This window comes from Sphingopyxis sp. OAS728 (genome assembly GCF_014873485.1).
Lineage (GTDB): Bacteria > Pseudomonadota > Alphaproteobacteria > Sphingomonadales > Sphingomonadaceae > Sphingopyxis.
The window spans coordinates 1,708,871-1,732,461 of record NZ_JADBDT010000001.1 but is presented as its reverse complement, the minus strand read 5'-3'; the positions used below and the strand labels follow the sequence as shown (position 1 = coordinate 1,732,461).

The following is a 23,591-nucleotide window of genomic DNA, read 5'->3' as shown; positions in this document are numbered from 1 at the left end:
GCGGACCTGCCCATTTGATTGATCCTGCGCCAGACATTGACGAGCCGATGCTGCCCGCGCCGCTCCTCTTGGTCGAGGATCAGGCGATGATGCACATCCGGCTGCGTTCCATTCTCGAAGAGATGGGATATAGCCGGGATGCGCTGTCCTTCGCGACGACGATCGCCGATGCACGGCGATTGATCGAGGAACAGCCCTTTGCGATGGCGCTCATCGACGTCGGGCTGCCCGACGGCAATGGGATCGACCTGATTGAATTTCTGCACGGCCGCGACCCGGCGCTTCCGATCCTCGTGATATCGGCCTGGAGCGACGAGCATATCATCATGCGGGCGCTTCGTTCGGGCGCGACAGGTTATCTGCTGAAAGAGCGCGACGATATCGAGATCAAGCTGTCGATACGCAGCGTCCTGCGTGGTGGCGCGCCGATCGACCCCTTTGTCGCCCGGCATATCCTGTCGACCTTCGGTTCGCTGGCCGCCGCAGCGCCGGGCGGTGCGCTGGCGCACGTGCCGCAATCGGTGCTGAGCCCGCGCGAGGTCGAGATATTGAACCTCGTCAGCAAGGGGCTGACGAACAAGGAAATCGCCGAGATCGTTTCGCTTTCGCGATTCACGGTCGAATGTCATGTGCGGAATATCTATAAAAAGCTGGCAGTCCGGTCGCGTACCGAGGCCATTTTCGAGGCGCGTGCGCGTGGTTTCCTGCCTTAGGTGGCTCGCGTGCCTGTTCCTCGTGGTCGTGGCTGTCGATGAGGCGGCGGCGAAGGAGGGGACCGTCGGTTTCCGGACCATCGAGGCGGCACGTTCGGACTGGAATGCGGCGGTGCCTCCGAATTCGGGATGGGAGCGGGTCACGCTGCCCGATGACTGGTCGCGGCGCTGGCCGCGTTTCGACGGCGTCGTCTGGTACCGGCTGACATGGCAACAGGGAGATGCGGCTCGGCCCACGGCGCTGATGATCGATTACTGGACACTGGCCGGCGCGGCCTATCTCAACGGGCAGCTGCTCGAGCGCGACCCCCGGCTCGTCGAGCCGCTCTCGCGCTCGTGGAATGCGCCGCGGCGATGGCAACTCGCGCCGCCCATGTTGCGCGAGGGCAAAAATGTCCTGCTCGTGCGCGTGTCGGGGCAGGCCGTCTATCAGCCGGGCCTCGGCGTCGCGACCCTTGGTGATCCGGCGCGGATATCGGCTCGTTACGACGCGGCACAGATCGTGCGGCGAACACTGCCGACCTTCAACCTCGGTATCACCGTCGCGCTTGCCTCCTTCTTCCTTGCGATCTGGCTGATGCGGCGGCGCGAGACCGCCTATGGCTGGTACAGCATGGCGACCTTCGCCTGGGCGGGCTATTCGCTGAACCTCGTCGCGCGCAGTCCATGGCCGTTCGCGACCACCGACGGATGGGCGCGGACGACGATCGTCTTCCTGCTCCTGTTCGCGGTCAGCCACTGCCTTTTCATTCTTCGCTTCCTCGATCGCCGCTATCCGCGTGCCGAGATGCTGCTGTGGGCGGGGTTTGCCGTCGGCGCACTGTGTCTGGTCGCCGTTCCGCACAGCCTGATCGATACGACGCGGGTGGCGATGTCGGGTGCGGCCTTTGCGATCTATTGCGGCGCGGTCTTGTTCCTCTTTGTGCAAACCGCGCGTAGCCGGCGCATCGACCATTGGGTGCTCAACGTCAGCAACGTGCTGACGATCGCCGCGGGCGCGCATGACAATCTGACCTTCGCCGGGCTGCTCGACGACAATATCTATTATTCGCCGGTGACCTCGCAGATGCTGATCATCTGCATGGCGACGGTCCTTGCTTGGCGCTTCGTGTCGGCGGCGACGCGCGTCGAACGCTTCAACGAGGAACTCGGCGAAAAGGTCGAGGTGGCAAGACGGGAGACGGCGGCCGCTCTCCGGCGCCAGCATGAACTCGAACTCGCCGGAAGCCGGATGGCCGAACGGATCGACCTGGTGCGCAACCTGCACGATGGCATGGGGACGACGCTGGTCAACAACATCGCGGTGCTGGAGCATGGCGAGCGTGCAGTTCCCGCGGGACGCTTCCTTTCGATCCTGAAGGAACTGCGCGAGGAACTGCGGCTAATCATCGACACGACCACCGGCGCACAGGCGGCCGACCGGTCGCTGACGGAATGGATCGCGCCCCTTCGATCGCGGCTGACGCTGCTCTGCGAAAATCAGGACATCAAGTGCAACTGGCGGCTCGACGGAGCAGGAGCCCATATACTGCCGTTCGCGCAGAGCCTCGACATCACGCGCGTCGTGCAGGAGGGGGTCACCAATGCGCTTCGGCACAGCGGTGCCAGCGAGATTGCCGTCGCGCTGGCGTCTATCGGCGACCGACTGACGCTGACCATAAGCGACAATGGGCGCGGTTTCGATCCGGCTTGCGCGCGCGACGAAGGGCTTGGTCTGCGGAGCATGGCTTCGCGCGCCGCGCGGCTCGGTGGGGCGCTCGATATCCGTTCGACCCGTGATGGCACGATGGTGATCCTCGAAATTTCACAAGCGCCGGTGAATAGCTTAACGAAAAGCTAAGGCCATCTACCTGATTTCAGGTATTTTCCTTTTCCTGTCCCGGTGCTTGAAGCGGCCCGCGCTCGGATTGGGGGCCACCGGGTGTGAAGAGGCGCGCTCGCGCAGCCAAGGCTGTGCGAGCGCGATCATCCCGGCACGCCGGGACAGAAGGGGGACATCGCGATGATCAATTCCGGCACCGGCGCGCGGGCGCAGTCGACAGCAAAGCGGCGCCTTGCGCATGCGTTTGGCTATGCGAGCGCATTGGCCTTTCTGTCGCCCGGCAATGCCTTTGCGGATGGTGTGGTCGTTGGCACGGGGGGCTCGACCGGCGTGGCCGACAGCGGCGGAACCGGCGGCGCCGGAGGGAGCGCCCCAACCGTGACAGGCGACGGCGGCACTGCGATCGGCGCGGGCGGTTCGGGCGGGACCTCAAATTCGGGGGCGATCGGCGGCGTCGGCGGCGCTGGGGCGCAGGCGACCGCCGGCGCGGCGACGGCAATCGGGGGCGGTGGAACCGGCGGCTATGGAACTGCCGGCGGGACCGGCGGGACCGGGGGCACCGGTGCGTCGGCGTCGGCGAGCGGCGCTATTGCGGTCGGCGCCGGGGGCGTCGGCGGCAACGGATGCTGCGGATTTACAGGGCAGACGGGCGGGAGCGGCGCGCAGGCATCGGGCGTCTCGGCCATTGCGCTCGGCAGCGCCCTGGGTACGACACAAGGCGCTGTCGCCTCGGGCGACGGCAGCACCGCGATCGGCGGCGCCTACAATGGATCGGCCGGCGCGTCAGCGCTGGCTGCAAGCAGCGTGGCGCTCGGTTCGGGCAGCCAGGTCGCGTCGGGCGCGACGAACAGCGTCGCCATTGGCGCGAACTCGGTGGCGACGGGGAGCAACACCGTATCCTTCGGCTCGGCGGGCCAGACGCGCACCCTGACCAATGTCGGCGCGGGCGCTGTGGGCGCGACAAGCACCGATGCGGTCAATGGCAGCCAGCTGTTTGCCACGCAGCAGACGGCCAACTCCGCCGCGTCCACCGCGACAGCGGCGCAGACGGCCGCCGGTACGGCGCTGACGAATTCCGCGGCGGCACAGGCCACGGCCGGCACCGCGCTCGCGGATGCCGCTGGCGCTCAGTCGACAGCCGGCATCGCGCGGAACGAGGCCGCGGTGGCGCAGGCCACCGCCAACACCGCGCTCGCCAATGCATCGACAGCGCAGGCGGCGGCCGATACGGCGATTGCCAACGCCGCTTCAGCGCAAACGACGGCGGACACGGCGCGCAGTGAAGCCGCGACGGCGCAGGGAACCGCGAATTTGGCCCGAAGCGATGCCGCCTTGGCCCAGGCGGCCGCCGGCACGGCGCTGACCAGCGCGACAACGGCACAAACGACCGCCACACAGGCGCAGGCAACGGCAAATGCCTCGCAGGCGACAGCTAATACCGCGCTCGCGCGCAACACCTCGCTCGGACAGGCGACCGCCACCGTTCTGGGCGGCGGGGCTTCCTATGACAGCGCAACGGGAACGATGACCGCACCGCAATATGCCGTTCAGGGCGCGACCTATCGCGACGTAGGGTCCGCGATTGGCGCGCTCGACAGCGGTCTCAGCGACCTCGACAGTCGCGTCGACCTTCTCGAACTAGCGTCCAATCGCGGGTTCCAACAGGTCAATGGCGGGATTGCAGCGGCGATGGCGCTGGGCGGTACGATGATCGTGCCCGACAGCAATGCGTCAGTGTCTTTCAATCTCGCGACCTATCGCGGCGAGCAGGGCTTTTCGGGTGCCGTCGTCGTGCGCGCGTCGCCGCGCGTCTATCTGAACGGCGGGTTCGCCGGTTCCACCGCGAAGGGGTCGACCGGGGGTCGCGTGGGCGTAGCCCTCGGATTCTGATCTGCGCGACGGTCTGCTCTTGACGAAGGGCGCGCAATCGGATGCGGAATGTCAGTTCTCAGGTTGAAACCGCCAAGAGCTAGCAGTCCGCCACCTCCCAAAAGCGGCCAACCAGGGTTCGAAAAGCGGGGCTACAAAGCTCGAAGCACGCGACCGGCGGGTCGCGGCGATGCGAAGCGTATGCCATGCGCGCCGCACATAAACACCATAAGCAACCGGCATTTTTTGTGAAACGGCACAGCAGCCATAAGTGCCGGCATTCGTTCACAGGAGACTGCCGATGCCCCGTCTATCCTATCTCACGCTGCTCTTCACGGCCGCGGCCTGCATTTGCTCGCCTGTCTGTGCTCAAACCGCAGATACACCGATTCGGGCTGAGCGTGCCGCCGACATCCTCACCCTGAAGAGCGCGAACGGGTTCGACGACACCGTCACGAAACTGACAGGCGATGTCGCGGCGAAAGGCATTCGCCATTTCGCGACGATCGATCAGGCCGAGCTTGCCGGGGGCGCCGGACTGCCGCTCGGCCGGTCGACGCTGGTGCTGTTCGGCAACCCGCCGCTCGGCGTCCAGTTTCTTCAATCGAACCCTTACGCCGGGCTCGACTGGCCCGTTCGCATGCTCGTCACGGAAGACGCCGCCGGTGCGGTTACCGTCTCCTGGACCGATTTTTCGGCTATCGCGAGCCGCTATTCGATCACCGACCGCACGGCGCAATTCAAGATGGCGAGCGAGGTGACCCTTTCGATCGCTACAGCTGCGACACATTGATGTCGTCGGCGGGCGTCCTTCTCGTCGCGCTGGCGTCCGCCGCCCTGATGGGGCTCGCTATCCAGCGCGGCGCGACCTGCATGGTCGCCGCGGTCGACGAGATATTGAGTGCGGGCCGCGCCACGCGCGCAGTGGCGCTGGCCGAAGCGGCGGTCTGGGCAGGCGGCCTTGCCACGATCGCAGCGGCGACGGGGTGGTTGCAGATGACGTTCCCCGCCTATGCGGTCGATGGCGCGACGATCGCCGGCGGGCTTCTGCTCGGCATTGGCGCATGGGTGAACCAGGCGTGCGTTTTCGGAGCGGTCGCGCGGATCGGGTCGGGGCAATGGGCGTGGCTTGCGACCCCGGTCGGTTTTTTCATCGGCTGCCTTGTTCCTTTTCCGGCACCCGAGAGCCAGCACGCGATATCATTTGGCTTCGGCAATATCGGATATGTTCTCGTGCTGGCCGTTGCTGTTCTTGCAATCTGGCGCGTCGTCGAGGCGGCGCGCGCGCCGCGGATCGGCGTTCATCTGTGGCATCCGCATCGCGCGACCCTGCTGATTGCGCTGACCTTCGTCACGACGTTGCTGAGTGCCGGATATTGGGCCTACACCGACGCGCTGGCGGCATTGGCGCGCTCTATGGACGCGATGCTCTCGTTGCGCGGTGCGATGGTCGTCGCGCTTCTTTCGGGGGCCATCGCGGGCGGGGCGATCGCGGGCAAGCTGCGCCGCGAATGGCCGCGGCCGGCTGCCGTCGTCCGCTGCCTCGCGGGTGGCATGCTGATGGGGATGGGCGCTGCGCTCGTTCCCGGCAGCAACGACGGGCTGATCCTGCTTGGTCTGCCGGCGATGCTCCCACACGCCTGGGTCGCGGTGGGCGTAATGACGCTGTCGATCGCTGCCGCGATCAAGCTGGAGTTTGTAACCCGCGCCGCGTTGGCGGCGAATACGTAGCGACTGGCACGCCGGGCTGCACGCTGATATCCTTCGCCCGCGTTGATTTGGGGACGACGCCCATGGAAATGCAGCAGATCCGCTATTTTGTCGCGCTGGCGCAGACGCTTAATTTCACGCGCGCGGCCGAGCAGTGCAACGTCAGCCAGCCCGCGCTCACGCGCGCGATCCAGCAGCTCGAGCATGAGCTTGGCGGCCCGCTGTTCCATCGCGAGCGCGGCAATACGCATCTATCCGAATTGGGTCAGATGATGGCTCCGTATCTGGAAAGCGTGGCCGCCTCGGCACGTGCGGCGAAAGAGGCCGCGGTGTCGGCGAAGAAGATCGAGCATGTCACGCTGACGATCGGCGCGATGTGCACGATCGGGCCCCAGCTCGTCGCCGACCTGATCGTCCGCTTCCAGACCGAACATCCCGACGTCGAGGTCAAGGTGATCGACGGCGAGGCATCGGCGATGATCGGCGCGCTCGAGAAGGGCGATCTGCACCTCAGCCTCGTCGGTATCCCCGGCGAGCTGCCCGACGGTTTTCATCAGCTACCGGTGTTCAGCGAGCGTTTTGTGATCGTCCTGCCGCCCGGTCACCGCTGGGCCGAGCGCAACGCGATCCGCGCCGCCGACCTCGACGGCGAACCCTATGTCGGGCGCGCCAATTGCGAAGTGTTCCAGATGGTCACCGAGGATTTCGCGCGGCGCGGGGTCACGACCAAGAAGGTGTTCAGTTCGCCGCGCGATGAGTGGGTGCAGAAGATGATCAAGGCCGGGCTCGGCTTCGGTTTCTTTCCCGAGCACAGCGTCACCGATCCCGACCTGATCGTGCGCCCGTTGATCGAGCCCGAATATAGCCGCACCATCTATCTCGCGACGGTGCGCGGCCGGCCGCATTCGCCGGCACTCGGTGCCTTCGTTCGCGAGGCGCGCCGGCATCAATGGCCGGCGCTCGCCGCCTAGTCTTCGCAAGCTGTTGAGTTTGGATCGCGCTCGACCAGCAGGTCGTGGCAATCGGCAATCGCGTCGATCGCCATCGCCACGCCCGAATGCGCGGCGGTCTGGATCAGCACTTCGATAATCTCTGTTTTGGTCCAGCCGAGATGGAGAGCGGCTTCGACGTGCTGGCGAAGCTGCGCGGTCGATCGGCCGAGTGCGGCAAAGGCCGCCACGGCGGCGAGCTCGCGCATCTTGAGGTCAAGGCCCGGCCGCGCGAAAATTTCGCCATAGGTGAAACTGACGGCGGTCCGTACGAAATCGGGCGCCACCTCGGCCGCACGGTTGCGGCGCGCCTCCTGGATCGAACCAGTCTGTGAGAGGATGTCGATTCCGGCGCGATAGGGGTCGGTCAAAATATCATTCCTTGCGCGAGAAACGGGAGCGGCGCGGCGACCGGTGTCGAAACACCGATGCCGCGCCGGGAGCGGTCCGGGACGGAGGCATGGACACGCTCCAAAGCCGTCAATCAGTCGCGTGCCTTCACGTCGGCCGACAGGAGTTCGGCGGGAACCGACCCATTGTTACGCCACCAGTGCGAAATGCCGTCGGACTCGCTCGAAATCTCGCCTGCGGCATGGTCGATCCCGACCGCGCAACTGCTGCGATATTCGGTGATGGCGCCCGACACGACGATGATCAGCGCGGGGCGGCCGGCATGGCTGTGGAGCGGAACGACGCCGCCGGGTTGCACCACGAGGCGCCGCATACGCAGGTCGCGGTTTTCGACGCCGATTTCCTTGGCGAGGTCGACCGATCCGATCACGGTGTCGGTGACGTTGCTGGGTGCGGTCGGCGCGTCGGCCAGCGCGTTGGCTGCGTCGCGCCCGGTCGGGCAAGTGCCGGCAAAGGCGGGGGTGGCGCCGAGGAAGATGGTCGATGCGGCCAATGCGGCCAATGCGGCCATCGTCAGATGGTTGAGCTTCATTGCGATAGTTCCTTCTGTTGCAAGAATTCGATGTCGCGGGAAGCGGCGGCGCCGACGCGAGGGAGCGGGGGGTCGATAACGGCTGGCCGCTTCCCGGGACGCCTCGAAATTTAGCCGGGGCCGCTGCGCGCGGACATTCGATTGTCGGCATGGTTTCGATGCACGAACGGCATTTCCGCCGCGGCGTGCATGTCTCCATTCTTTGGTCATCCATTCATTCAGGAGAGCCAAGATGACCGTTCAGCCGTTGGGCGAACTCAAGCGCGCCCAGCCCAGCGCCCGCCCGCTGGCGGGCCGTGTCGCCATTGTCACCGGATCGACGAGCGGGATCGGGCTCGGCATCGCGCGCGCGCTGGCCGATGCGGGCGCCGATATTGTCCTCAACGGGCTCGGCGAGCTCGCAGCGATCGATCGTGTCTGCTGCCAGATCGAAGCGAGTGCCGACGTGCGCGTCCATTATGACAGCGCAAATCTGACGCAGCCCGAGGGTGCGACCCGCTTGGTCGACGACGCGCTGCAGCGCTTCGGGCGCGCCGATATCCTCGTCAACAATGCCGGCATCCAGCATGTCAGTCCGATCGAGGATTTTCCCGCGGACAAATGGGATGCGATCATCGCGCTCAATCTGTCGGCCGCCTTTCACACCGTCCGCGCCGCCTTCGGGCCGATGAAGGAAGCGGGCTGGGGGCGCATCATCAATGTCGCTTCGGCCCACGGCCTTGTCGCCTCGCCTTTCAAGAGCGCCTATGTCGCGGCCAAGCACGGGGTCGTCGGGCTGACCAAGACCGTCGCGCTCGAAGGCGCGCGGCACGGTGTGACATGCAATGCGATCTGCCCCGGCTATGTCTGGACGCCGCTCGTCGAAAACCAGATCGGCGACACAGCCAGAGCCCGTGGGATCGGCCGCGAAGAGGTTATCGAAAATGTCCTGCTCGCCGCGCAGCCGAGCAAGAAATTCGCGAGCGTCGACGAACTGGGTGCGCTCGCCGTCTTCCTCTGTTCCGACGGTGCGCAATCGATCACCGGAGCGGCGTTGCCGGTCGATGGCGGGTGGACCGCGCAATGACCCCGCTGACCTCCAATCACACGCCGCTCCCGCCGCATCTTGCCGCCTTCTTCGTCTCGAGGCCGATTGGGCCATCGCCGCGCGACAGGGGTTCCGCCTCTCCGCGCGGCGTCCTGGCCGACCTCGCAAGACGCGGAGACGAGCGATGAAGGCCGACGCTTCACCGCTCCATGTGCTGATTATCGGCGCCGGCTTCGGCGGGCTTGCCGCCGCGCGCGAGCTTGCACGCGGCAACGTCCGGGTCACGCTGATCGACCAGCGCAACCATCATCTGTTCCAGCCCTTGCTCTATCAGGTCGCGACCGCGGGCCTGTCGCCTGCCGATATCGCCGCGCCAATCCGCTCGATCGTGCGGCGGCACAAGAATGTGCAGGTTCTCCTCGACACCGTCATCGACGTCGATCCCGGCGAACGGCGCGTGCTGCTCGCAAGTCGCCGCACCGTGCGCTTCGACCGGCTGATCGTCGCAACGGGCGCGCGCCACAGCTATTTCGGACGCGACGACTGGGAACAGCACGCGCCCGGTATCAAGTCGATCGACGACGCCACGACGGTGCGCCGCAAGGTGCTGCTCGCACTGGAATTGGCCGAGACCGAGCCCGATCCGCTGCGCCGCCAGGCGCTGCTGACCTTCGTCGTCGTTGGCGGCGGGCCCACCGGGGTCGAAATGGCGGGCGCTATCGCCGAACTCGCGCGGCGATCGGTCTCGGGCGATTTTCGCAGCATCACCCCGCATTGCTCGCGCGTTCTGCTCGTCGAGGCGGGGCCGCGGCTGCTCGCCTCCTTCCCGCCGCGCCTGTCCGACAAGGCGGGCAAAGCGCTCGAGAGCCTTGGCGTCACGGTGATGACCGACAAGCGCGTCAGTGCGATCACCGAAACCTATATCGATATCGGCGGCATCCGCGTGCCGACGCACAGCGTCGTCTGGGCGGCGGGCGTACGCGCATCGGACGCCGCCGCATGGCTCGGCGTCGAGGCGGATCGCGCCGGGCGCGTCATCGTTGGACCGGACCTTTCGGTCCCCGGGCTCCCCGGCGCCTACGCCATCGGAGACACGGCTTCGTTCACCGACGGGGCGGGGCGCTGTCTTCCCGGCATAGCACCCGTTGCGAAGCAGCAAGGCCGGCATGTCGCGCACCAGATCCTTCGCGGCCGAGCGATACCCTTTCGCTACCGCGACTATGGCAATCTCGCGACGATCGGCCGCCACCGCGCCGTGATCGATTTCGGATGGCTGCGGATGTCGGGCGTGCTCGCCTGGTTCGTGTGGACCACGGCGCACATCTTCTTCCTCGCGGGCTTTCGCAACCGGCTGCTCGTCGGGGCGAACTGGCTCTGGAACTACCTCACCTTCGAGCGCGGCGCGCGGCTGATCACCGGCGGCGATGCCCCCATTCATGGAGAGAGCAAATGAACCTTGCCAGCGAACTCAAGGCGCATGGGCAACAAGTGCTCGTGCTGCAGGGCGGCGGCGCGCTCGGCGCCTATCAGGTCGGCGTCTATCAGGCGCTGCACGAGGCCGGGGTCGAACCGGATTGGGTGATCGGCACCTCGATCGGCGCGATCAACGCCGCGATCATCGCGGGCAGCCCTGCCGAAGAGCGGATCGATCGCCTGACGGAATTCTGGCGCCGCGTCGAGCACGGCCATGGCTTCGACCACGCGCTTCCGGCAGCGGTCGCGAGCTTCTTTCGCAACTGGACGACGATCGTCGGCGGATTGCCGACCTTCTTCACCCCCAATCCGTCGGCCTTTGGCAGCGTCCATGCGGCGCTTGGTGCCGAGGAGGCGGCCTATTATTCAGTCGATCCGTTGCGCGAGACGCTATCGGACCTGATCGACTTCGACCGGATCAACGATGGCGACGTGCGACTGACCGTCGGCGCGTCCAGCGTCACGACCAGCGAGATGCGCTATTTCGATTCACGCGACATGCCGCTCGATCTTCGCCACATCATGGCATCGGGCGCCTTGCCGCCGGCCTTTCCCGCGGTGCGCATCGACGGCGACCTCTATTGGGATGGCGGCATCCTGTCGAACACGCCCGTCGAGGCGGTCTTCGATGACAATCCGCGGCGGGACTCGATGGTCTACGCCGTCCACATATGGAATTCGCACGGCCCCGAACCCGAAACGATCTGGGACGTGATGAATCGCCAGAAAGACGTCCAATATTCGAGCCGCGCGGGCACGCATATCCGCCGTCAGCGCCAGCTCCACAAGCTGCGCCATGTGATCACAGAATTGACCGCGTTGCTGCCCGACGGATGCCGCACGGCGCCCGGCGTGCCCGAACTCGCCGCCTATGGCTGCCCGACGCGGATGCATGTGATCCGCTTGCTTGCTCCGGCGCTCGCGGGGGAGGATCATAGCAAGGATATCGACTTCAGCCCCTCCGGCATCCGCCAGCGGCGCGAGGCGGGCTATGCCGACACGATGCACACGCTCGAGGCGGCGCCGTGGCGCGGCGAGTTCGACCCGCTCGAAGGCTTCATCCTGCACGAGGCCATCGGCGGCCATATGGTCGAGCCGACGTGCTGACGCACCATGCATGGAAACGATGCGCTTTGGGTAGCGGACGCAGCGCCCGTTTCGGCCGATGAAAGGGCACGCCCTGAAGGGCGCTCTCAACGGAAAGGATTTCATCATGAACAAATCGACGATCGCACTTGCTGCCGCCACCCTCTCGTTCCTCGCCACCGCCGCGGTGCAGGCGGGGCCCGTCGCGGCGCAGCCGGGCAAGGACAAATGCTATGGCGTGGCGCTGAAGGGCAAGAATGACTGCGCCGCCGGCCCGGGCACGAGCTGCGCCGGTACGTCGACCACCAACTATCAGGGCAACGCCTGGAAATATGTCGCCAAGGGGACGTGCGCGAAGATCAAGACGCCGAACGGTGTCGGCTCGCTGACGCCCAAAAAGCGTTGACCCGGATGCCCCGGCCGCGCGCCGGGGCGCCCATCCTGAGGAGAGGATGCCCATCATGTCTGATCTTGCCACCGTCCAGCGGACGGTCGCCGACGCACGCCGTTCGTTCGGCGTATCGCGACGGCTGCGTCGTTCGCGCCCGCCGGTCGCTGCGGTCGAAGCGCTTGCCGCCAATTATCCGATCGTCGCCGCGATCCTCGGACCAGCGCCCTTTCGTGATCTCGCATGCGAGTTCGTCGCTGCGGTGCCGCCCGACGGTCCCGCACTGGCCGCATACGGCCAGCTTTTCCCGGAGTGGATCGTCGGCCGAGATATCGGGCGCGTGCTGCCCTATCTTTCGGCCGTCGCTTCTATCGACCGGCTGTGGCTGGCATCGGCGCGCGCGCCGGCCGATGCGCCCGTCGCGCCGGCCCTCATCGCGGGCATGACCGCCGAACAATGGTCGTCGAGCCGCGTCAAGCTGCACGCCGCCACGCGCTTTGGCTGGTTCGCCGTGCCGGCCCCTTCGATCTGGCTCGCGCATTTCGCGCCGCGCCGCGCCGAGGTGACGACCGAATGGAAGGCCGAAGGGCTATTGATCACGCGTCCCGCGGACACCGTCCGGGCGCGACGTCTCGGTCCTGCCGAGCATCGCATCCTGTCGGGGCTCCGCATCGGCGAGACGATCGGCGCGGCATCGGCCGCGGCGCATGCACTCTATCCCGATGCCGAAATCACCCGAGCGGTTCACGCGATATTCGACAGCGGCGCGATCGCGTCGCTGCGCCCGGGGCGATAATTTGTCGCGACGTAACCTCCTCAACTTGGGCCGCGAACCGGTGATCGATGCCATCCCTCGCATCACCCATTCAACCAAGGGAGATAGAAATGACCAATACGCTGAAACTGTCGCTCGCCGCCTCGGCGATCCTCGCCATAGCCGCCGGCACTGCCGTCAGCGGTGCCGCCGCCGCCGAAGGCAAGACCGAAAAATGCTACGGCATCTCGCTGAAAGGCAAGAATGACTGCGCTGCCGGTCCGGGCACCAGCTGTGCCGGCACGTCGACCGTCGACTATCAGGGCAACGCCTGGAAACATGTGAAGGCCGGCACCTGCGTCAAGATGGGCGGCACGCTGACCGCGCACGCGGGCAACGCCAAGCCGGCTCCGCGCAAGGGCTGACGATGTCCGCTCCCGTGCTCCACTCGCTGCCGCCGCGTGCCGGCATAGGGCTCAAATCGAGCCATTATGCCGATGTGCTCGCAGCGGCGGAGCGCGGGACGGCGCCCGCCTGGGCCGAGGTGCACCCCCAAAATTACTTCGGCGCAGGCGGGCCACCGCACCGATGGCTGACCGCGATCGGCGAGCATCTGCCGCTGAGTTTTCACTCTGTCGGTCTGTCGATTGGCTCGGCGGCAGGCGTCGACCTTGACGAACTCGAGGTGCTTGCGGCGCTGTGCGACCGCTATGGGCCCGCGATGGTCTCGGACCATCTGAGCTGGAGCAACGGACCCAAGGACAAGTTCCCCGACCTGCTTCCCATTCCCTACACTCATGCGGCGCTCGATCATTTCGTGCGTGAAGTCGGCCGCGTGCAGGACCGGCTGGGCCGGACGATCCTGATCGAAAACCCGTCGCGTTATCTGGCCTATGCACAGAGCGACTGGGACGAGGTCGAGTTCCTCCACATGCTTTGCCGGCGCAGCGGCTGCGGCCTGTTGCTTGATATCAACAATGTCGAGGTCTCGGCGTTCAATCTCGGGCTCGATCCGGTCGTGTGGCTCGACGCCTTCGACCCGGGCCTTGTCGGTGAGATCCATGTTGCGGGTCACACCGTAAAGGACGACGACATGGGCGGAATGATCGCGATCGACGATCACGGATCGTCCGTTCGGTCGAGCTGCTGGGGCTTGCTTGCACGCTTCCTTGCGCGCGGCGGGACAAAACCGGTGCTTGTCGAATGGGACACCGACGTTCCCGATTATGCGACGCTCATGGGCGAGGCGAGGGCGGCCGACGCGCTGCTGATGTCCGAGATAGCCCATGCTTGAGCTCGACCAGAGCGCCCTCGCGGCGACATTGCTGCATGGGCCGGGCCACTTGCCCGAGGCGCTTTTTGCGGGGGACGAGGCGTCTGTGCTGCGCGGTCTTCGCGTGCACGCCAACACGATCTCGCACGCACGGCTCGTCGCGCTCGAAGAGACATTTCCGCAAACGCGTGAGCATCTCGGTGAAGGCGTGTTCAATCGCCTTTCACGCGCCTTCGTCGACGCGGGCGGGGCCGAAGGGCGGCCGCTGACCAACATTGGCGAACGCTTTGCCGACTGGCTGGACGCCCCCCTCGCGGCCGAACTGGCGCGCATCGAATGGGCCTGGCTCGAAAGTTACAATTCAGCTGAAGCGTCCGCATTCGGGCTCGCTGATCTGGCCGGGCATGACGAGGCGTCGCTGCTCGATATGCCGGTGCGCCTGCATCCCGCGACCAGATTTCTTCGCTTGGCTACCGGCGCGGCCTCGCGGATCGACCCGGCCTTCGCACCGGATATGCCGGCGCTGCTCGTCACGCGGCCGCATGCCGAGGTTCGGCTGTTGCCTGTGCAATTGGCAGGCATCGCGGCGCTCGAACTTGCGAAAGAAATTTCTCCACTCTGTAACCTCCTTGCGCGTCTGGGTGAAGACCATCCCGACGGTGGCGCCGCTCTCGCGGCGCTGATCGACGCAGGGGCATTTGAAAGGCTTTGATGATGAATCGCTTAGTCGCATTCTATGACCGCGGCGTGGAAATCGCCGCCTCGCGCATCCCCGAATCCGCCGCGCTGTTCCTGTTGCGCCTCGCGCTCGCCGGCGTCTTCTGGCGGTCGGGGCAGACCAAGGTGGTCGAGGGCAGCTTCTTGTCGATCGACCCGTCGCAATACGATCTGTTCGCATCCGAATTCTCGGGGCTGCCGCTTGATCCGGTCTTCGCCGTGCCGCTGACCACCTACGCCGAGCATTTTTTCCCGATCCTGCTGCTGTTGGGTCTCGCGACGCGCTTCTCGGGCTGCGCGCTCCTCGTGATGACGCTGGTCATCCAGATTTTCGTTTTTCCCGACGCCTGGTGGCCGGTGCATTCGCTTTGGGTTGCGATGGCGGCAATCCTGGTGGTGCGCGGCGGGGGGCTGTTTTCGATCGACGCGTTGCTTTCCGCGGTGCGGGTCAAATCGACGTCGTCGAGCTTTCGCTTGAGCGCCGCCGACCGCTGAAGGTCCGACGACTCGTCCATCTTGGGAAATGGAGCCTCCTTTCATGCGTATGATCATTGCTGCCATCGTGCTGGCCTCGGCCTCGACGGTCGGCACCTCCGCTGCACCAGCTTCAGCGCCGCCTGTGTCGATGTCTGAAGAAGGGCTTGCGATCGGAGGCTATGACGCCGTCTCCTACTTCTCCGACGGAGGTCCCATTGCCGGCTCTGCTGCATTCGAATATCGTTGGAACGGCGCGCTTTGGCGCTTCGCCTCTGCCAATGCGCGCGACCGCTTCGCCGCCGATCCTGCGGCGTTTGCGCCCCAGTTCGGCGGCTATTGTGCCTGGGCGGTGAGCCAGAATTATATAGCGCCCGGCGACCCCAAGGTGTGGCGCATTGTCGATGGGCGATTGTACCTGAACTATAATCAGCGTGCCAAAGAACTGTGGGAGGCAGACCTCGCCGCTTCGATTGACCGCAGCAAGGCAAATTGGCCGACTGTGCTGGAAAAGGCGGATAATCGATAAGAATTGCCGGGTTAGGTGCGAGAATTCGCAGTGTATCTGCTTCGCTAGCCGCTGCGCGGCCAGGGAGGAAGCGGGGATCGGTAACGCCGCTGCGTGCCGACCCCCGTGCGCGACGTCAGCGACAGGCTTTGGCCTTGATGTTGGAGATATACCGGATGCGACCATCCTGGGTGGCGACCTAGACGCACTGGCCGGTACGATCGTTCGCGCGGATCGTGTAGGAGGTGTCGCCGGCCTGATAGGCGTTGCCGGTGCGGAAGCCGCGCTTCTGCAATTCGACGTCCGCGCTTGCGGCGCGCATGGTCAGAAGGTCGTTCACCTTCGCGGCCGGGGCGTAGCCCGCGCCCGAACCTTGGCCATCGCGATAACCAGTCTCATGACCGCGCTGTTCGGTGCCGCGCGTATAGCCATCGGAATAGGCGTCCGACCGGTCGCAATTATGGTAGGACTGGCTGTAGAGGCCGTCGCGATAGCCGCGCCCATACTGGTCGTCGTCCGCTTCGCCGAGATGCTTCCCGTCCTTGTGATGGTGCGAACTGTGCGCGAGCGCCGCGATGCCGACGATGGCAACGGCCGCTGCGGCGGCGGAGCCGGCGTCGCTGCCCTTCGACTTTGTCGCGCTCTGGTTGCAATCGGCAGCCGGGCTCGTCGTGATCGAATCGAAACGGCTGTCCATTACCGCGACGGTGACGCATTCACGGCGCTGCGGTTGCCACCAATAGCTCCACGCGCGATCGTCGCCCTTCTCGGTCTTGATGTGCGTCCAGCCCCGTGCCTCGAGCTGGGTCTCGCCGCCCGCCGCCCGGGTGCCGACAAGGTCCGAGATCCCGGGAGGTGTTTGCGCCGCGATTGGCATCGGCATCAGAAGGGAGTTGGCAAGCGCCGCCGAGATCATCGCGCTGTTCATGCTGTCATTCTCCACCGTGGCTCGGGGTGTCAGACGTTCTGAAGCAAGAGAATAAGCAATCGTGACAATCCTGATATGTCTGCGTTTCCAGCATTTGCCGCTGCGAGAAATTAGGCGCGGAAATCTGTCTCTAGAGCAGCCGGTATGGCTGCATTGGTTGCGGACTTTCCGAAAGCTGACTGTCGACTACCGGCCATCAGCGTTCGTTTGACCACGTCGAAAGTATGACTTCACGATCGGCGCGGTCTCTGCTGTGCAGTCTCAACGTCCAATTGCCCTTGGCGACCGGTCGGTTCACGCGAAGCGATCGGAATATCTGGTTCGCTTCGGGTTGATCGGAAAGGTTGGTCGCCGCGATTGCTCCCTGATCGTCGATCAGCATCGCCGAAACCGTGCTCGCCGCGGCGAAGGTTACACCGAGGTTCGACGCGTTTTCGACCGGGATCGAGATGTCTAGCGTCTGGTCCGGGGCGAGCATTACCACTTTCGAAAAGATAGGCGCTTCGAGCGGCGCTGCGCCCTCGACCCCGGTTATCATGAGCCGGGCCGGCGCGCGGATGCCCGTTGCCGCCGCTGCTGACCCGCCGGCTGGAGCCTGCTTGCCCGGGCCGAGCACGATGCGAGGCTTCACAAAAGATTCGAAAGTCTCGCTGCCGGTCATGCTCGTGTGCAGAATCAGTTGCGTCTCATTGTCTGTGATCGTCCATTTGGCTGAAGGCACCGCGACCACGCCGTCGTTGAGGCTGGGCATGTAGCAGCCAGGGGGCAGTGGGTTGCCGGCGAGAACCGAGAAGGGTACATTCTTGCGATTGCTGTTTTCGGCGTTGAATTGTTCGACCACGCTCGGCCGCAATTCGCGCAGCGCATCCATCGACCGACCGGCGGTTTCGAGCGGAACGCTGAGGAGGTCGGCGCAGCGGCTGCCCATATTGGGCGTCCCCAGCATCACCAGATGCGACACCTGCGGCTTGCCGTCGGGATATGTCGGCATCGTCGCGTGGATGTAGCGCCGGCTGATCAGCCCGCCCATCGAGTGCGCGACGATGTCGACGTGCCAAGCGTTGCGGTCCTTTTGCGCATAACGGACATAATTGCCGAGCTCGATGGCGTTTTGGGCGATCGTGTTGGTGGGGCCGAAATTTCCCACTTCCTCGCCGGTGTTCATCCGGCCATGTTCGGGCCGCTCGCCGACGGGGAAGGCTTTCCAGTCATGGCTGTGGCTCGCGGTCAGGATATTCTGCCACGTCTCCCACGCGCGCCAGTTCGACCAGAGGCCGTGGACGAGTAGGATCGGCTTCGGCGCGACCTTCAGGTTGCGCGTCATATCGTCGATCTTCTTGCCCTTATCCTCGACCTCGGCCTTGATGCGCTGGACCAGCCGCGGGCGGCCGTCGTCGAACCAGGCATAACCCGAACTGTCCCATTCGAACTGCACTTCGCGCTGCTCTCCGGCGGGGACGCTGACCGACATTTCGCCGAGCATCCCGTCGGGCTTGGCGCCGTCCCATTTGTCGCCCTTGTAGGTGTCGCGGAACTTGACGGTCGCGGCCTTTTCCTCGGGGCCGTCGTTGGCGACGATCGCGGTCAGGCGGACGAGATTGCCGTCGATCGTGCCGACCTGCTCGACGATATCCTTCCACGCCCCCCAGTCGGGAAAGCGCATGTCCTCGAATTTCACATCCACAAGGCGGAGGTCACCGCCGCAGCGGCGGAGATTCCAGCCCAGCGTTTCGGTCATGCCGAGCAGCGTCGTCGAATGACTTCCCGAAAGACGATTGGGGTCGGAGAGCTGGTAACGGTCTTCGCCGCTGCTCGCGAAGCGTACGCCGTCGACGGTCGTCGGCATGTTGCCAAGGCTCTGGTTTACAGCCTCCTTGGCCTTGCACTGACCGCTGTAAGTCGCCGAATTCGATCCCGAAGCCATGCCCTTCACATCGGGAAGGCCGATGCTGACCATGTAGGTGCCGCCGGTATCGAGCGAGATGTTGACCCCGGCCTCGACGCCGCTCTGGTTCGCGCGCGTCTCGCTCTTGTAGACGAAATTCCCCGACATCTCGCGCGGGGTGCGCTCATGCGGGCAGATGAAGCGTTCGTTCGCCGACTTGGTCTCGGTCGATACGGAATTCAGGCTGATATTCGCGAGCCCGGTACTGAGATCGGGGTTCTCGGTCGCTTGCACCGCGACCTGTGCCTTATAGTCATAGGTCATCGTCCAGTCGGTCGTTTCGGTGCCCTTGCCGGAAATCCGCTTCTCGGTCTTCGAATTACTGTTCGCCTGATGCCGCGTATAAGTGATGGTTCCGGTCCAGCCGCTTTCGCATTGGGCCGCGGCGGCCGCCGCGACCGGAGCCGCGGCGACGGAAAGCATCAGGCCGAGCGTCAGCGCGGGCAGGGTTCGCAAAATGGTCATCGGAATGTCCTTGTCGGGCGGACTCAGTAAACTTCGTTCCAGCCCTCGGACCCCGCGAACTGGTTGGCATAGCCCCAACACAGGAGGCCCGGGCGCTCGGCCGAGGCGCCACCCTTCGTCAGGCGGTAGAGAAGCTGGCGGCAGCGAAAGCCGCCGACGGGTTCTTCGCTGACGATAGTCAGCGAGCCTTCGGACTCGGCGCCTTTCCAACGGTGCACATGACCGATCGCAAATTCGCCGAGGATATGGCGCGATCCGTTGTACGGCCGCGGGGTTTCGTCGCGCGGAAAGACGGGCTAACCGTCGTAGGCATAACCGCCCTCGCAGCTGGTGCAGCGGACCTTGCCAAAATCCGTGTAGGCCTGTTTGACGGCGTCGAAGCCCTCGGGTTTCGGTAGGCTGCTTGGATAGAGGATTTTAGGCACAGCCGATTTTTTGGCGGGCGTCTGCACGGCCGCCGGCTTCCCGTTGGCCGGCGTGTCGGCCGGCGCCGACTCCCCGGCGCCGCGCTTCGGCGCGTCGGCGATCTTGTCGGCGAGCCGTTTGAGCAAGCCTTGCCCCGATGCCGGGGCAGGCAGGGTGAAGAGCAGCGCGGCGCATCCAGCCGCTTGGATCAGGGTTCGCATCGTCATTCCTTCGGGGGGCTTGGGAGCGTTATATTTTCCGGGCGTCTGCCGGCAGGGTGGCGGCAATCGCCTTGCGCGTCGGCTTGACGCACCATCCGGGATTGAAGCGGTTGAAATGCTCGCCGAGTTGGCGGTCTTCGGCTTCCTTCCGGCAGAGTTCGTTCGCGACCTTGTCGATCCGGTCGTTTAGTCGCTGCCGATCTTCGGGCGAACGCAGATCGAGGTCCCGATAGGCGATGACAGCCGCGGGCCGTGCGGGTGTAGCGGCGCAGGCCGATGCGGCGGATGCAACGGCCATCGCAAGCACGAAAGCAGGACGCAAACATGGCATGAAGGGTCTCCTGAAAGCCAGCGGTGACGAAATATTGTCGATGAAAGCGGCGGAGTGCCGGGAAGGGGGCTATCCCGTGGGCACTCCGCCTGCCGTGGCGGTTACGCCTCGGGTTTCGCTTCCGCCTTGGCGCGGGCTTCGGGCTTGGCTTCGGCCTTGGCGCGAGCTTCGGGTTTCGCTTCGGCTTTGGCGCGCGCCTCGGGTTTCGCTTCCGCCTTGGCGTGCGCTTCGGGCTTGGCTTCGGCCTTTGCCAGCACGGGCATCGGCAGGCCGAGCGCGATCGCCGCGGCGAGGAAGGGGAGTTTGCTCATCATATGTCTCCATCGTCGGTGAGGGAGAGCAGGGATGGCGGTCGCTCGCCGGGGTCGGCGCGGGACGGACCGGTCATCCCTGCTCGCGGCTCGATGCCGCAATCGTCACGCTATGGAGGAGCGGTTTTCGCGGCGCGGCGTCTGCTTCGAAAGCGGATTGCGATGCGACCTGAACGGTCGCGCGTCGACGAAGGCCGACGCCGACACGACGAAGGGGTCAGGCGAGGCCGAGCCGGTCGAGCACGGATTTGACGTAGCTTGGCCCGACCTGCACCACCGCGCCATCCTGCATCTCGAGCGCAATGAGTCCCTTACCGAGCCGTTGGACGCCGTTCACGAGCGCTGGGCGGATGAAGGTCGAACGGTGCACGCGGATCAATTGTTCAGGACCCAGCAATTGTTCGAGCGCGGCCATCGAGATGCGGTGGATAAAGCTGCGCGTTGCGGTGTGAAAGAGCACATAGTCGCGCGCCGCCTCGATCCACTCGATCTGGGCGATGGGAAGGCGCAGGTTTCCGCTCGCGACCTGTACCCAGATTGCTTCGTCGCGGGCTTCCGCAGGCACACCGGCGAGCCGGTCGGCCGCGTCGCGCATCGTGCGGCGCCGTCGCGCGCGTTCGACAGCCTGACGCAGGCGGTCGAAGCGGACGGGTTTGAGCAGATAGTCGGCCGCGTCGACCTCGAAGGCGTCGGGCGCATATTGTTCGAAGGCGGTGACGAAGATGATTTCGGGCCGCGGATCCGCGGCGAGGTCGGCGGCAACGCGAATCCCGCTTTTTCCCGGCATCGAAATGTCGAGCATGACGAGGTCCGGACGGAGCCTTGCGATCTGCGCCTCGGCCTCGTCTCCGGTCGCCGCGGTGCCGACGACTTCGACATCGTCGATATCGCCGAACAGCGTTTCGAGGCGGCGAAGTGCCAGCGGCTCGTCATCGACGAGCAGGACATGCAGGTCGCTCATGCGGCGAGCTCGCTATGCCGTTCGAGCGGCAGGCGCGCGACCGCGACGAAACCGCGTTCGCGCTTGTGCGTCTCGAGGCTACCTCTCGCGCCATAGAGCGTTTCGAGCCGCTGGCGGACGTTGGCGATGCCGACGCCGGTCCCTGGCTTCAGTTCCTTGTCCTGCGTGACCCCGTCATCCTCGACCGCGACGATCAGCGTGTCGCCTTCGCTCGACGCTTCGACGCGGATCGTCACAGGGACGGGGGACGGCGCAAGCGCATATTTGATCGCGTTTTCGATCAGCGGTTGCAGCAGGAAGCTCGGCACCAGCGCGCTGTTGAGCGCCGGCGGACAGATGAACTCGACCGCGAGCCGCTCGCCGAAGCGGACGCTCTCGATCTCAAGATAATGCTGCAAGGTCGCGAGTTCGTCCTCGAGCGGCAGCAGCGCGTCGGGTTCGGACGACAGCGTGGCGCGCAGGAACTCCGAGAGTTTCGCGAGCATCGCGTCGGCGGTCGTATATTCCCTCGTCACGATCAGCGACGAAATGGCGTTCAATGTGTTGAACAGGAAATGCGGGTTGAGCTGGTAGCGAAGCGCGGCGAGGCTCGCGGCGCTCGCGGCCGCCTCCGCGCGGCTGGCAATTTCGCGCGCCGCGGCGAGCTCCAGCTCACGCTCGCGGGTCAGCTTGTTCGCCTCGATCACGGTAAAGGCGGCGCCGAGCAGCGCGAACTGCCAAACCAGCGCGATGAAATTGTTGGTGGCGCGCAGGCCAAATGGCGCCGCCATCTGCTTCGACACGACCAGCCGCCCGATCCATTCGCCCGTCGCCGCATCAATCAGCGCGAGCATTCCCGACGCAAGGCAGACCGCAGCGCCCATCGCGGCGAGGCGCAGCGCCATGTTGCGATGGCGCGTCCGGCGCACGGTCCAGTAAACGCCCCACGACAGCAGCATCCCCATCACGCAGATGTTGATCACCGACACGGTGACATAGGTGCTGGCACCGCTGAAGATATGATAGGGGATGATGTAGAGCACCCCGGACAGCGTCCAGGTCGCGATGACCAGCGAAATGGTCTGACGATGTTCGGGCTTCAGCGACATGGCGGTTCCAATGTGTAGTTTGCGCTCAGCATAAGGGAAGTGGGCGCGGCTGACGTCCTCGCTCGTCGCATCAGCGTCCGCTTTCGTCGCGCCGTACCGCGCCCGGCGACACCCGATCCGGCTTGGTCGCAGGCCGATGGAAGGCGACGATCCTGGCCGATAGCCGGTCTCCATTCGCGGCACCACGCCGCAAAGGAGACACGCCATGACCTATCGTTATCGCACGGGCCTCGCCGCCTTCGGGCTGCTCGGCGCGCTCATTCTCGCCGAGGCGCGCTCGGTCGCTGCTGAACCGGCCCTTGCTGTTGCCGCACCGGCGGCGGTTGCCGCGCAGCCGCTCGAAATCCTTCCTTCGGGGCATCCCGTTGTCCTCGTCAGCATCGACGGCGGCGCGCCCAGACGCTTCGTCATCGATACCGCGGCAAGCACGACAACGATCATGCCGAAGCTGCGCGCCGAAATGCCCGGCCTTGTTGCCAAGCTGTCGGACGATCCGCTCGACGGCGCGGCGGGCCGGAGCGATGTCGAAACGACCATCGTCAGCCAGGTGGAGGTCGCGGGTCACGTCTTTCGTTCGCCCGAACTGATGCTGCTGCCCCCGGGGCCGACCGATCATCTGGGGGTCGACGGTATCTTGGGCGCCGACATCATTGCCGATTATGCGATCGAGCTCGACATCCCCGGCCGCCGCTGGCGGATGACGCCGAAGGTCGTGGCGGCGACGCTCGACGGCCTGCCGGCGGCGGTGCCGTTCACGCTCGACGACATGCGTGCGCCGCGTCTCAAGATCAGCCTCAACGGCGTGGAGGTTCCCGCGATCCTCGACACCGGTGCGCGCGGCACGATCATTAACTGGGCGGCGGCCAAGGCGATCGGGATCAGCCCCGACAGCCCCGGCGTCGTCAAGGCGACTGACATTAAGGGCGCGACCAACCATGCGATGTCCAGCGTCGAAGCGCCGATCGCCGCGCTGACGATCGGCGAGGCGAAGGTCGAGGGCAAGAAGGTCCGTATCGCTGACCTTTCGATCTTCAAGGTCCTTGGCTTCACGCTGGAGCAACCCGCGGTGATCCTGGGGATCGACATGTTCGCCGACCGGCGCTTCGTCATCGATCATCCGGGTCTGCGTCTTCACGTCTCGCCCCCGGCCGCACCGTCGGCCTCCCCCAAATCCTGATCGAAAGCGAATA

27 protein-coding genes are annotated in these 23,591 nt (G+C 65.4%); 17 read left to right on the top strand and 10 right to left on the bottom strand.

Annotated features, from left to right (window positions below; translation table 11 throughout):
* Nucleotides 1-47 precede the first annotated feature (47 nt).
* From GGC65_RS08125 to GGC65_RS08100, 6 genes are all read left to right on the top strand, one after another.
* Entirely contained in the window at nucleotides 48-713 is a 666-nt protein-coding gene (locus tag GGC65_RS08125) for a LuxR C-terminal-related transcriptional regulator (RefSeq protein ID WP_192646691.1), read from the top strand.
* A complete protein-coding gene (locus GGC65_RS08120) occupies nucleotides 691-2,553 on the top strand; it encodes a 7TM diverse intracellular signaling domain-containing protein (RefSeq protein ID WP_192646690.1) in 1,863 nt (620 codons plus the stop codon). The genes GGC65_RS08125 and GGC65_RS08120 overlap by 23 nt, the downstream gene beginning before the upstream one ends.
* 162 nt (nucleotides 2,554-2,715) lie before the next feature.
* Complete coding sequence (locus GGC65_RS08115) at nucleotides 2,716-4,425, top strand: adhesin (RefSeq protein WP_192646689.1); 1,710 nt, start codon at nucleotides 2,716-2,718, stop codon at nucleotides 4,423-4,425.
* A gap of 280 nt (nucleotides 4,426-4,705) precedes the next feature.
* Nucleotides 4,706-5,197 (top strand): DUF302 domain-containing protein, encoded by a 492-nt coding sequence (locus tag GGC65_RS08110; RefSeq protein ID WP_192646688.1) that lies wholly within the window; start codon nucleotides 4,706-4,708, stop codon nucleotides 5,195-5,197.
* Nucleotides 5,197-6,135 (top strand): YeeE/YedE thiosulfate transporter family protein, encoded by a 939-nt coding sequence (locus GGC65_RS08105; RefSeq protein WP_192646687.1) that lies wholly within the window; start codon nucleotides 5,197-5,199, stop codon nucleotides 6,133-6,135. The genes GGC65_RS08110 and GGC65_RS08105 overlap by 1 nt, the downstream gene beginning before the upstream one ends.
* Nucleotides 6,136-6,197: 62 nt before the next feature.
* Nucleotides 6,198-7,085 carry a LysR family transcriptional regulator gene (locus GGC65_RS08100; protein WP_192646686.1) on the top strand — a complete coding sequence of 296 codons (888 nt, stop codon included), beginning with the start codon at nucleotides 6,198-6,200 and terminating at the stop codon, nucleotides 7,083-7,085.
* Here the strand turns inward: GGC65_RS08100 and GGC65_RS08095 are convergent.
* Together GGC65_RS08095 and GGC65_RS08090 are read right to left on the bottom strand one after the other, a co-directional pair.
* Nucleotides 7,082-7,474: a carboxymuconolactone decarboxylase family protein gene (locus GGC65_RS08095; RefSeq protein ID WP_192646685.1), complete on the bottom strand. Its 393-nt coding sequence runs from the start codon at nucleotides 7,472-7,474 to the stop codon at nucleotides 7,082-7,084. The two genes, GGC65_RS08100 and GGC65_RS08095, sit on opposite strands and share 4 nt — an antisense overlap.
* 113 nt (nucleotides 7,475-7,587) lie before the next feature.
* Nucleotides 7,588-8,046, bottom strand: a complete 459-nt coding sequence (locus tag GGC65_RS08090) for a cupin domain-containing protein (RefSeq protein WP_192646684.1) — start codon at nucleotides 8,044-8,046, stop codon at nucleotides 7,588-7,590.
* A 232-nt stretch (nucleotides 8,047-8,278) separates the two neighbouring features.
* On the opposite strand from GGC65_RS08090, the gene GGC65_RS08085 reads away from it, so the two are divergent.
* From GGC65_RS08085 to GGC65_RS08040, 10 genes are all read left to right on the top strand, one after another.
* Nucleotides 8,279-9,112 (top strand): 3-hydroxybutyrate dehydrogenase, encoded by an 834-nt coding sequence (locus GGC65_RS08085; RefSeq protein ID WP_192646683.1) that lies wholly within the window; start codon nucleotides 8,279-8,281, stop codon nucleotides 9,110-9,112.
* A 145-nt stretch (nucleotides 9,113-9,257) separates the two neighbouring features.
* Nucleotides 9,258-10,526: an NAD(P)/FAD-dependent oxidoreductase gene (locus GGC65_RS08080; RefSeq protein ID WP_192646682.1), complete on the top strand. Its 1,269-nt coding sequence runs from the start codon at nucleotides 9,258-9,260 to the stop codon at nucleotides 10,524-10,526.
* Nucleotides 10,523-11,653, top strand: a complete 1,131-nt coding sequence (locus GGC65_RS08075; RefSeq protein WP_192646681.1) for a patatin-like phospholipase family protein — start codon at nucleotides 10,523-10,525, stop codon at nucleotides 11,651-11,653. The genes GGC65_RS08080 and GGC65_RS08075 overlap by 4 nt, the downstream gene beginning before the upstream one ends.
* A gap of 106 nt (nucleotides 11,654-11,759) precedes the next feature.
* Nucleotides 11,760-12,038 carry a DUF2282 domain-containing protein gene (locus GGC65_RS08070; protein ID WP_192646680.1) on the top strand — a complete coding sequence of 93 codons (279 nt, stop codon included), beginning with the start codon at nucleotides 11,760-11,762 and terminating at the stop codon, nucleotides 12,036-12,038.
* A gap of 55 nt (nucleotides 12,039-12,093) precedes the next feature.
* Nucleotides 12,094-12,816 (top strand): putative DNA-binding domain-containing protein, encoded by a 723-nt coding sequence (locus GGC65_RS08065; protein ID WP_192646679.1) that lies wholly within the window; start codon nucleotides 12,094-12,096, stop codon nucleotides 12,814-12,816.
* A gap of 89 nt (nucleotides 12,817-12,905) precedes the next feature.
* On the top strand, nucleotides 12,906-13,199 hold the full coding sequence (locus tag GGC65_RS08060; protein WP_192646678.1) for a DUF2282 domain-containing protein: 294 nt from the start codon (nucleotides 12,906-12,908) through the stop codon (nucleotides 13,197-13,199).
* 2 nt (nucleotides 13,200-13,201) lie between these two features.
* The gene (locus GGC65_RS08055; RefSeq protein WP_192646677.1) at nucleotides 13,202-14,068 is read left to right on the top strand and encodes a DUF692 domain-containing protein; all 867 of its coding nucleotides are present in this window, start codon (nucleotides 13,202-13,204) and stop codon (nucleotides 14,066-14,068) included.
* Nucleotides 14,061-14,759, top strand: coding sequence for a putative DNA-binding domain-containing protein (locus GGC65_RS08050; protein ID WP_192646676.1), 699 nt, complete (start codon nucleotides 14,061-14,063; stop codon nucleotides 14,757-14,759). Before GGC65_RS08055 ends, GGC65_RS08050 begins: the two co-directional genes overlap by 8 nt.
* Nucleotides 14,759-15,259, top strand: a complete 501-nt coding sequence (locus tag GGC65_RS08045) for a DoxX family protein (RefSeq protein WP_318780138.1) — start codon at nucleotides 14,759-14,761, stop codon at nucleotides 15,257-15,259. Before GGC65_RS08050 ends, GGC65_RS08045 begins: the two co-directional genes overlap by 1 nt.
* 43 nt (nucleotides 15,260-15,302) lie before the next feature.
* The gene (locus tag GGC65_RS08040) at nucleotides 15,303-15,767 is read left to right on the top strand and encodes a YHS domain-containing (seleno)protein (RefSeq protein ID WP_225940726.1); all 465 of its coding nucleotides are present in this window, start codon (nucleotides 15,303-15,305) and stop codon (nucleotides 15,765-15,767) included.
* 178 nt (nucleotides 15,768-15,945) lie between these two features.
* Here GGC65_RS08040 and GGC65_RS08035 read toward each other — a convergent pair whose 3' ends face one another.
* The 8 genes from GGC65_RS08035 to GGC65_RS08000 form a co-directional block, all read right to left on the bottom strand.
* Entirely contained in the window at nucleotides 15,946-16,674 is a 729-nt protein-coding gene (locus GGC65_RS08035; protein ID WP_192646675.1) for a hypothetical protein, read from the bottom strand.
* 196 nt (nucleotides 16,675-16,870) lie between these two features.
* Complete coding sequence (locus tag GGC65_RS08030; protein WP_192646674.1) at nucleotides 16,871-19,084, bottom strand: hypothetical protein; 2,214 nt, start codon at nucleotides 19,082-19,084, stop codon at nucleotides 16,871-16,873.
* Nucleotides 19,085-19,107: 23 nt separating this feature from the next.
* The gene (locus GGC65_RS08025) at nucleotides 19,108-19,302 is read right to left on the bottom strand and encodes a hypothetical protein (protein ID WP_192646673.1); all 195 of its coding nucleotides are present in this window, start codon (nucleotides 19,300-19,302) and stop codon (nucleotides 19,108-19,110) included.
* 78 nt (nucleotides 19,303-19,380) lie between these two features.
* Nucleotides 19,381-19,710 (bottom strand): hypothetical protein, encoded by a 330-nt coding sequence (locus GGC65_RS08020; protein ID WP_192646672.1) that lies wholly within the window; start codon nucleotides 19,708-19,710, stop codon nucleotides 19,381-19,383.
* Nucleotides 19,711-19,738: 28 nt separating this feature from the next.
* Nucleotides 19,739-20,008: a UrcA family protein gene (locus GGC65_RS08015; RefSeq protein ID WP_192646671.1), complete on the bottom strand. Its 270-nt coding sequence runs from the start codon at nucleotides 20,006-20,008 to the stop codon at nucleotides 19,739-19,741.
* Nucleotides 20,009-20,142: 134 nt separating this feature from the next.
* Entirely contained in the window at nucleotides 20,143-20,352 is a 210-nt protein-coding gene (locus GGC65_RS08010; RefSeq protein WP_192646670.1) for a hypothetical protein, read from the bottom strand.
* 217 nt (nucleotides 20,353-20,569) lie between these two features.
* The gene (locus GGC65_RS08005) at nucleotides 20,570-21,313 is read right to left on the bottom strand and encodes a LytR/AlgR family response regulator transcription factor (RefSeq protein WP_225940725.1); all 744 of its coding nucleotides are present in this window, start codon (nucleotides 21,311-21,313) and stop codon (nucleotides 20,570-20,572) included.
* The gene (locus GGC65_RS08000) at nucleotides 21,310-22,401 is read right to left on the bottom strand and encodes a sensor histidine kinase (RefSeq protein WP_192646669.1); all 1,092 of its coding nucleotides are present in this window, start codon (nucleotides 22,399-22,401) and stop codon (nucleotides 21,310-21,312) included. The genes GGC65_RS08005 and GGC65_RS08000 overlap by 4 nt, the downstream gene beginning before the upstream one ends.
* A 205-nt stretch (nucleotides 22,402-22,606) precedes the next feature.
* Between GGC65_RS08000 and GGC65_RS07995 the strand changes: the two genes are divergently transcribed.
* Nucleotides 22,607-23,578, top strand: a complete 972-nt coding sequence (locus GGC65_RS07995) for an aspartyl protease family protein (protein WP_192646668.1) — start codon at nucleotides 22,607-22,609, stop codon at nucleotides 23,576-23,578.
* Nucleotides 23,579-23,591: the final 13 nt, after the last annotated feature.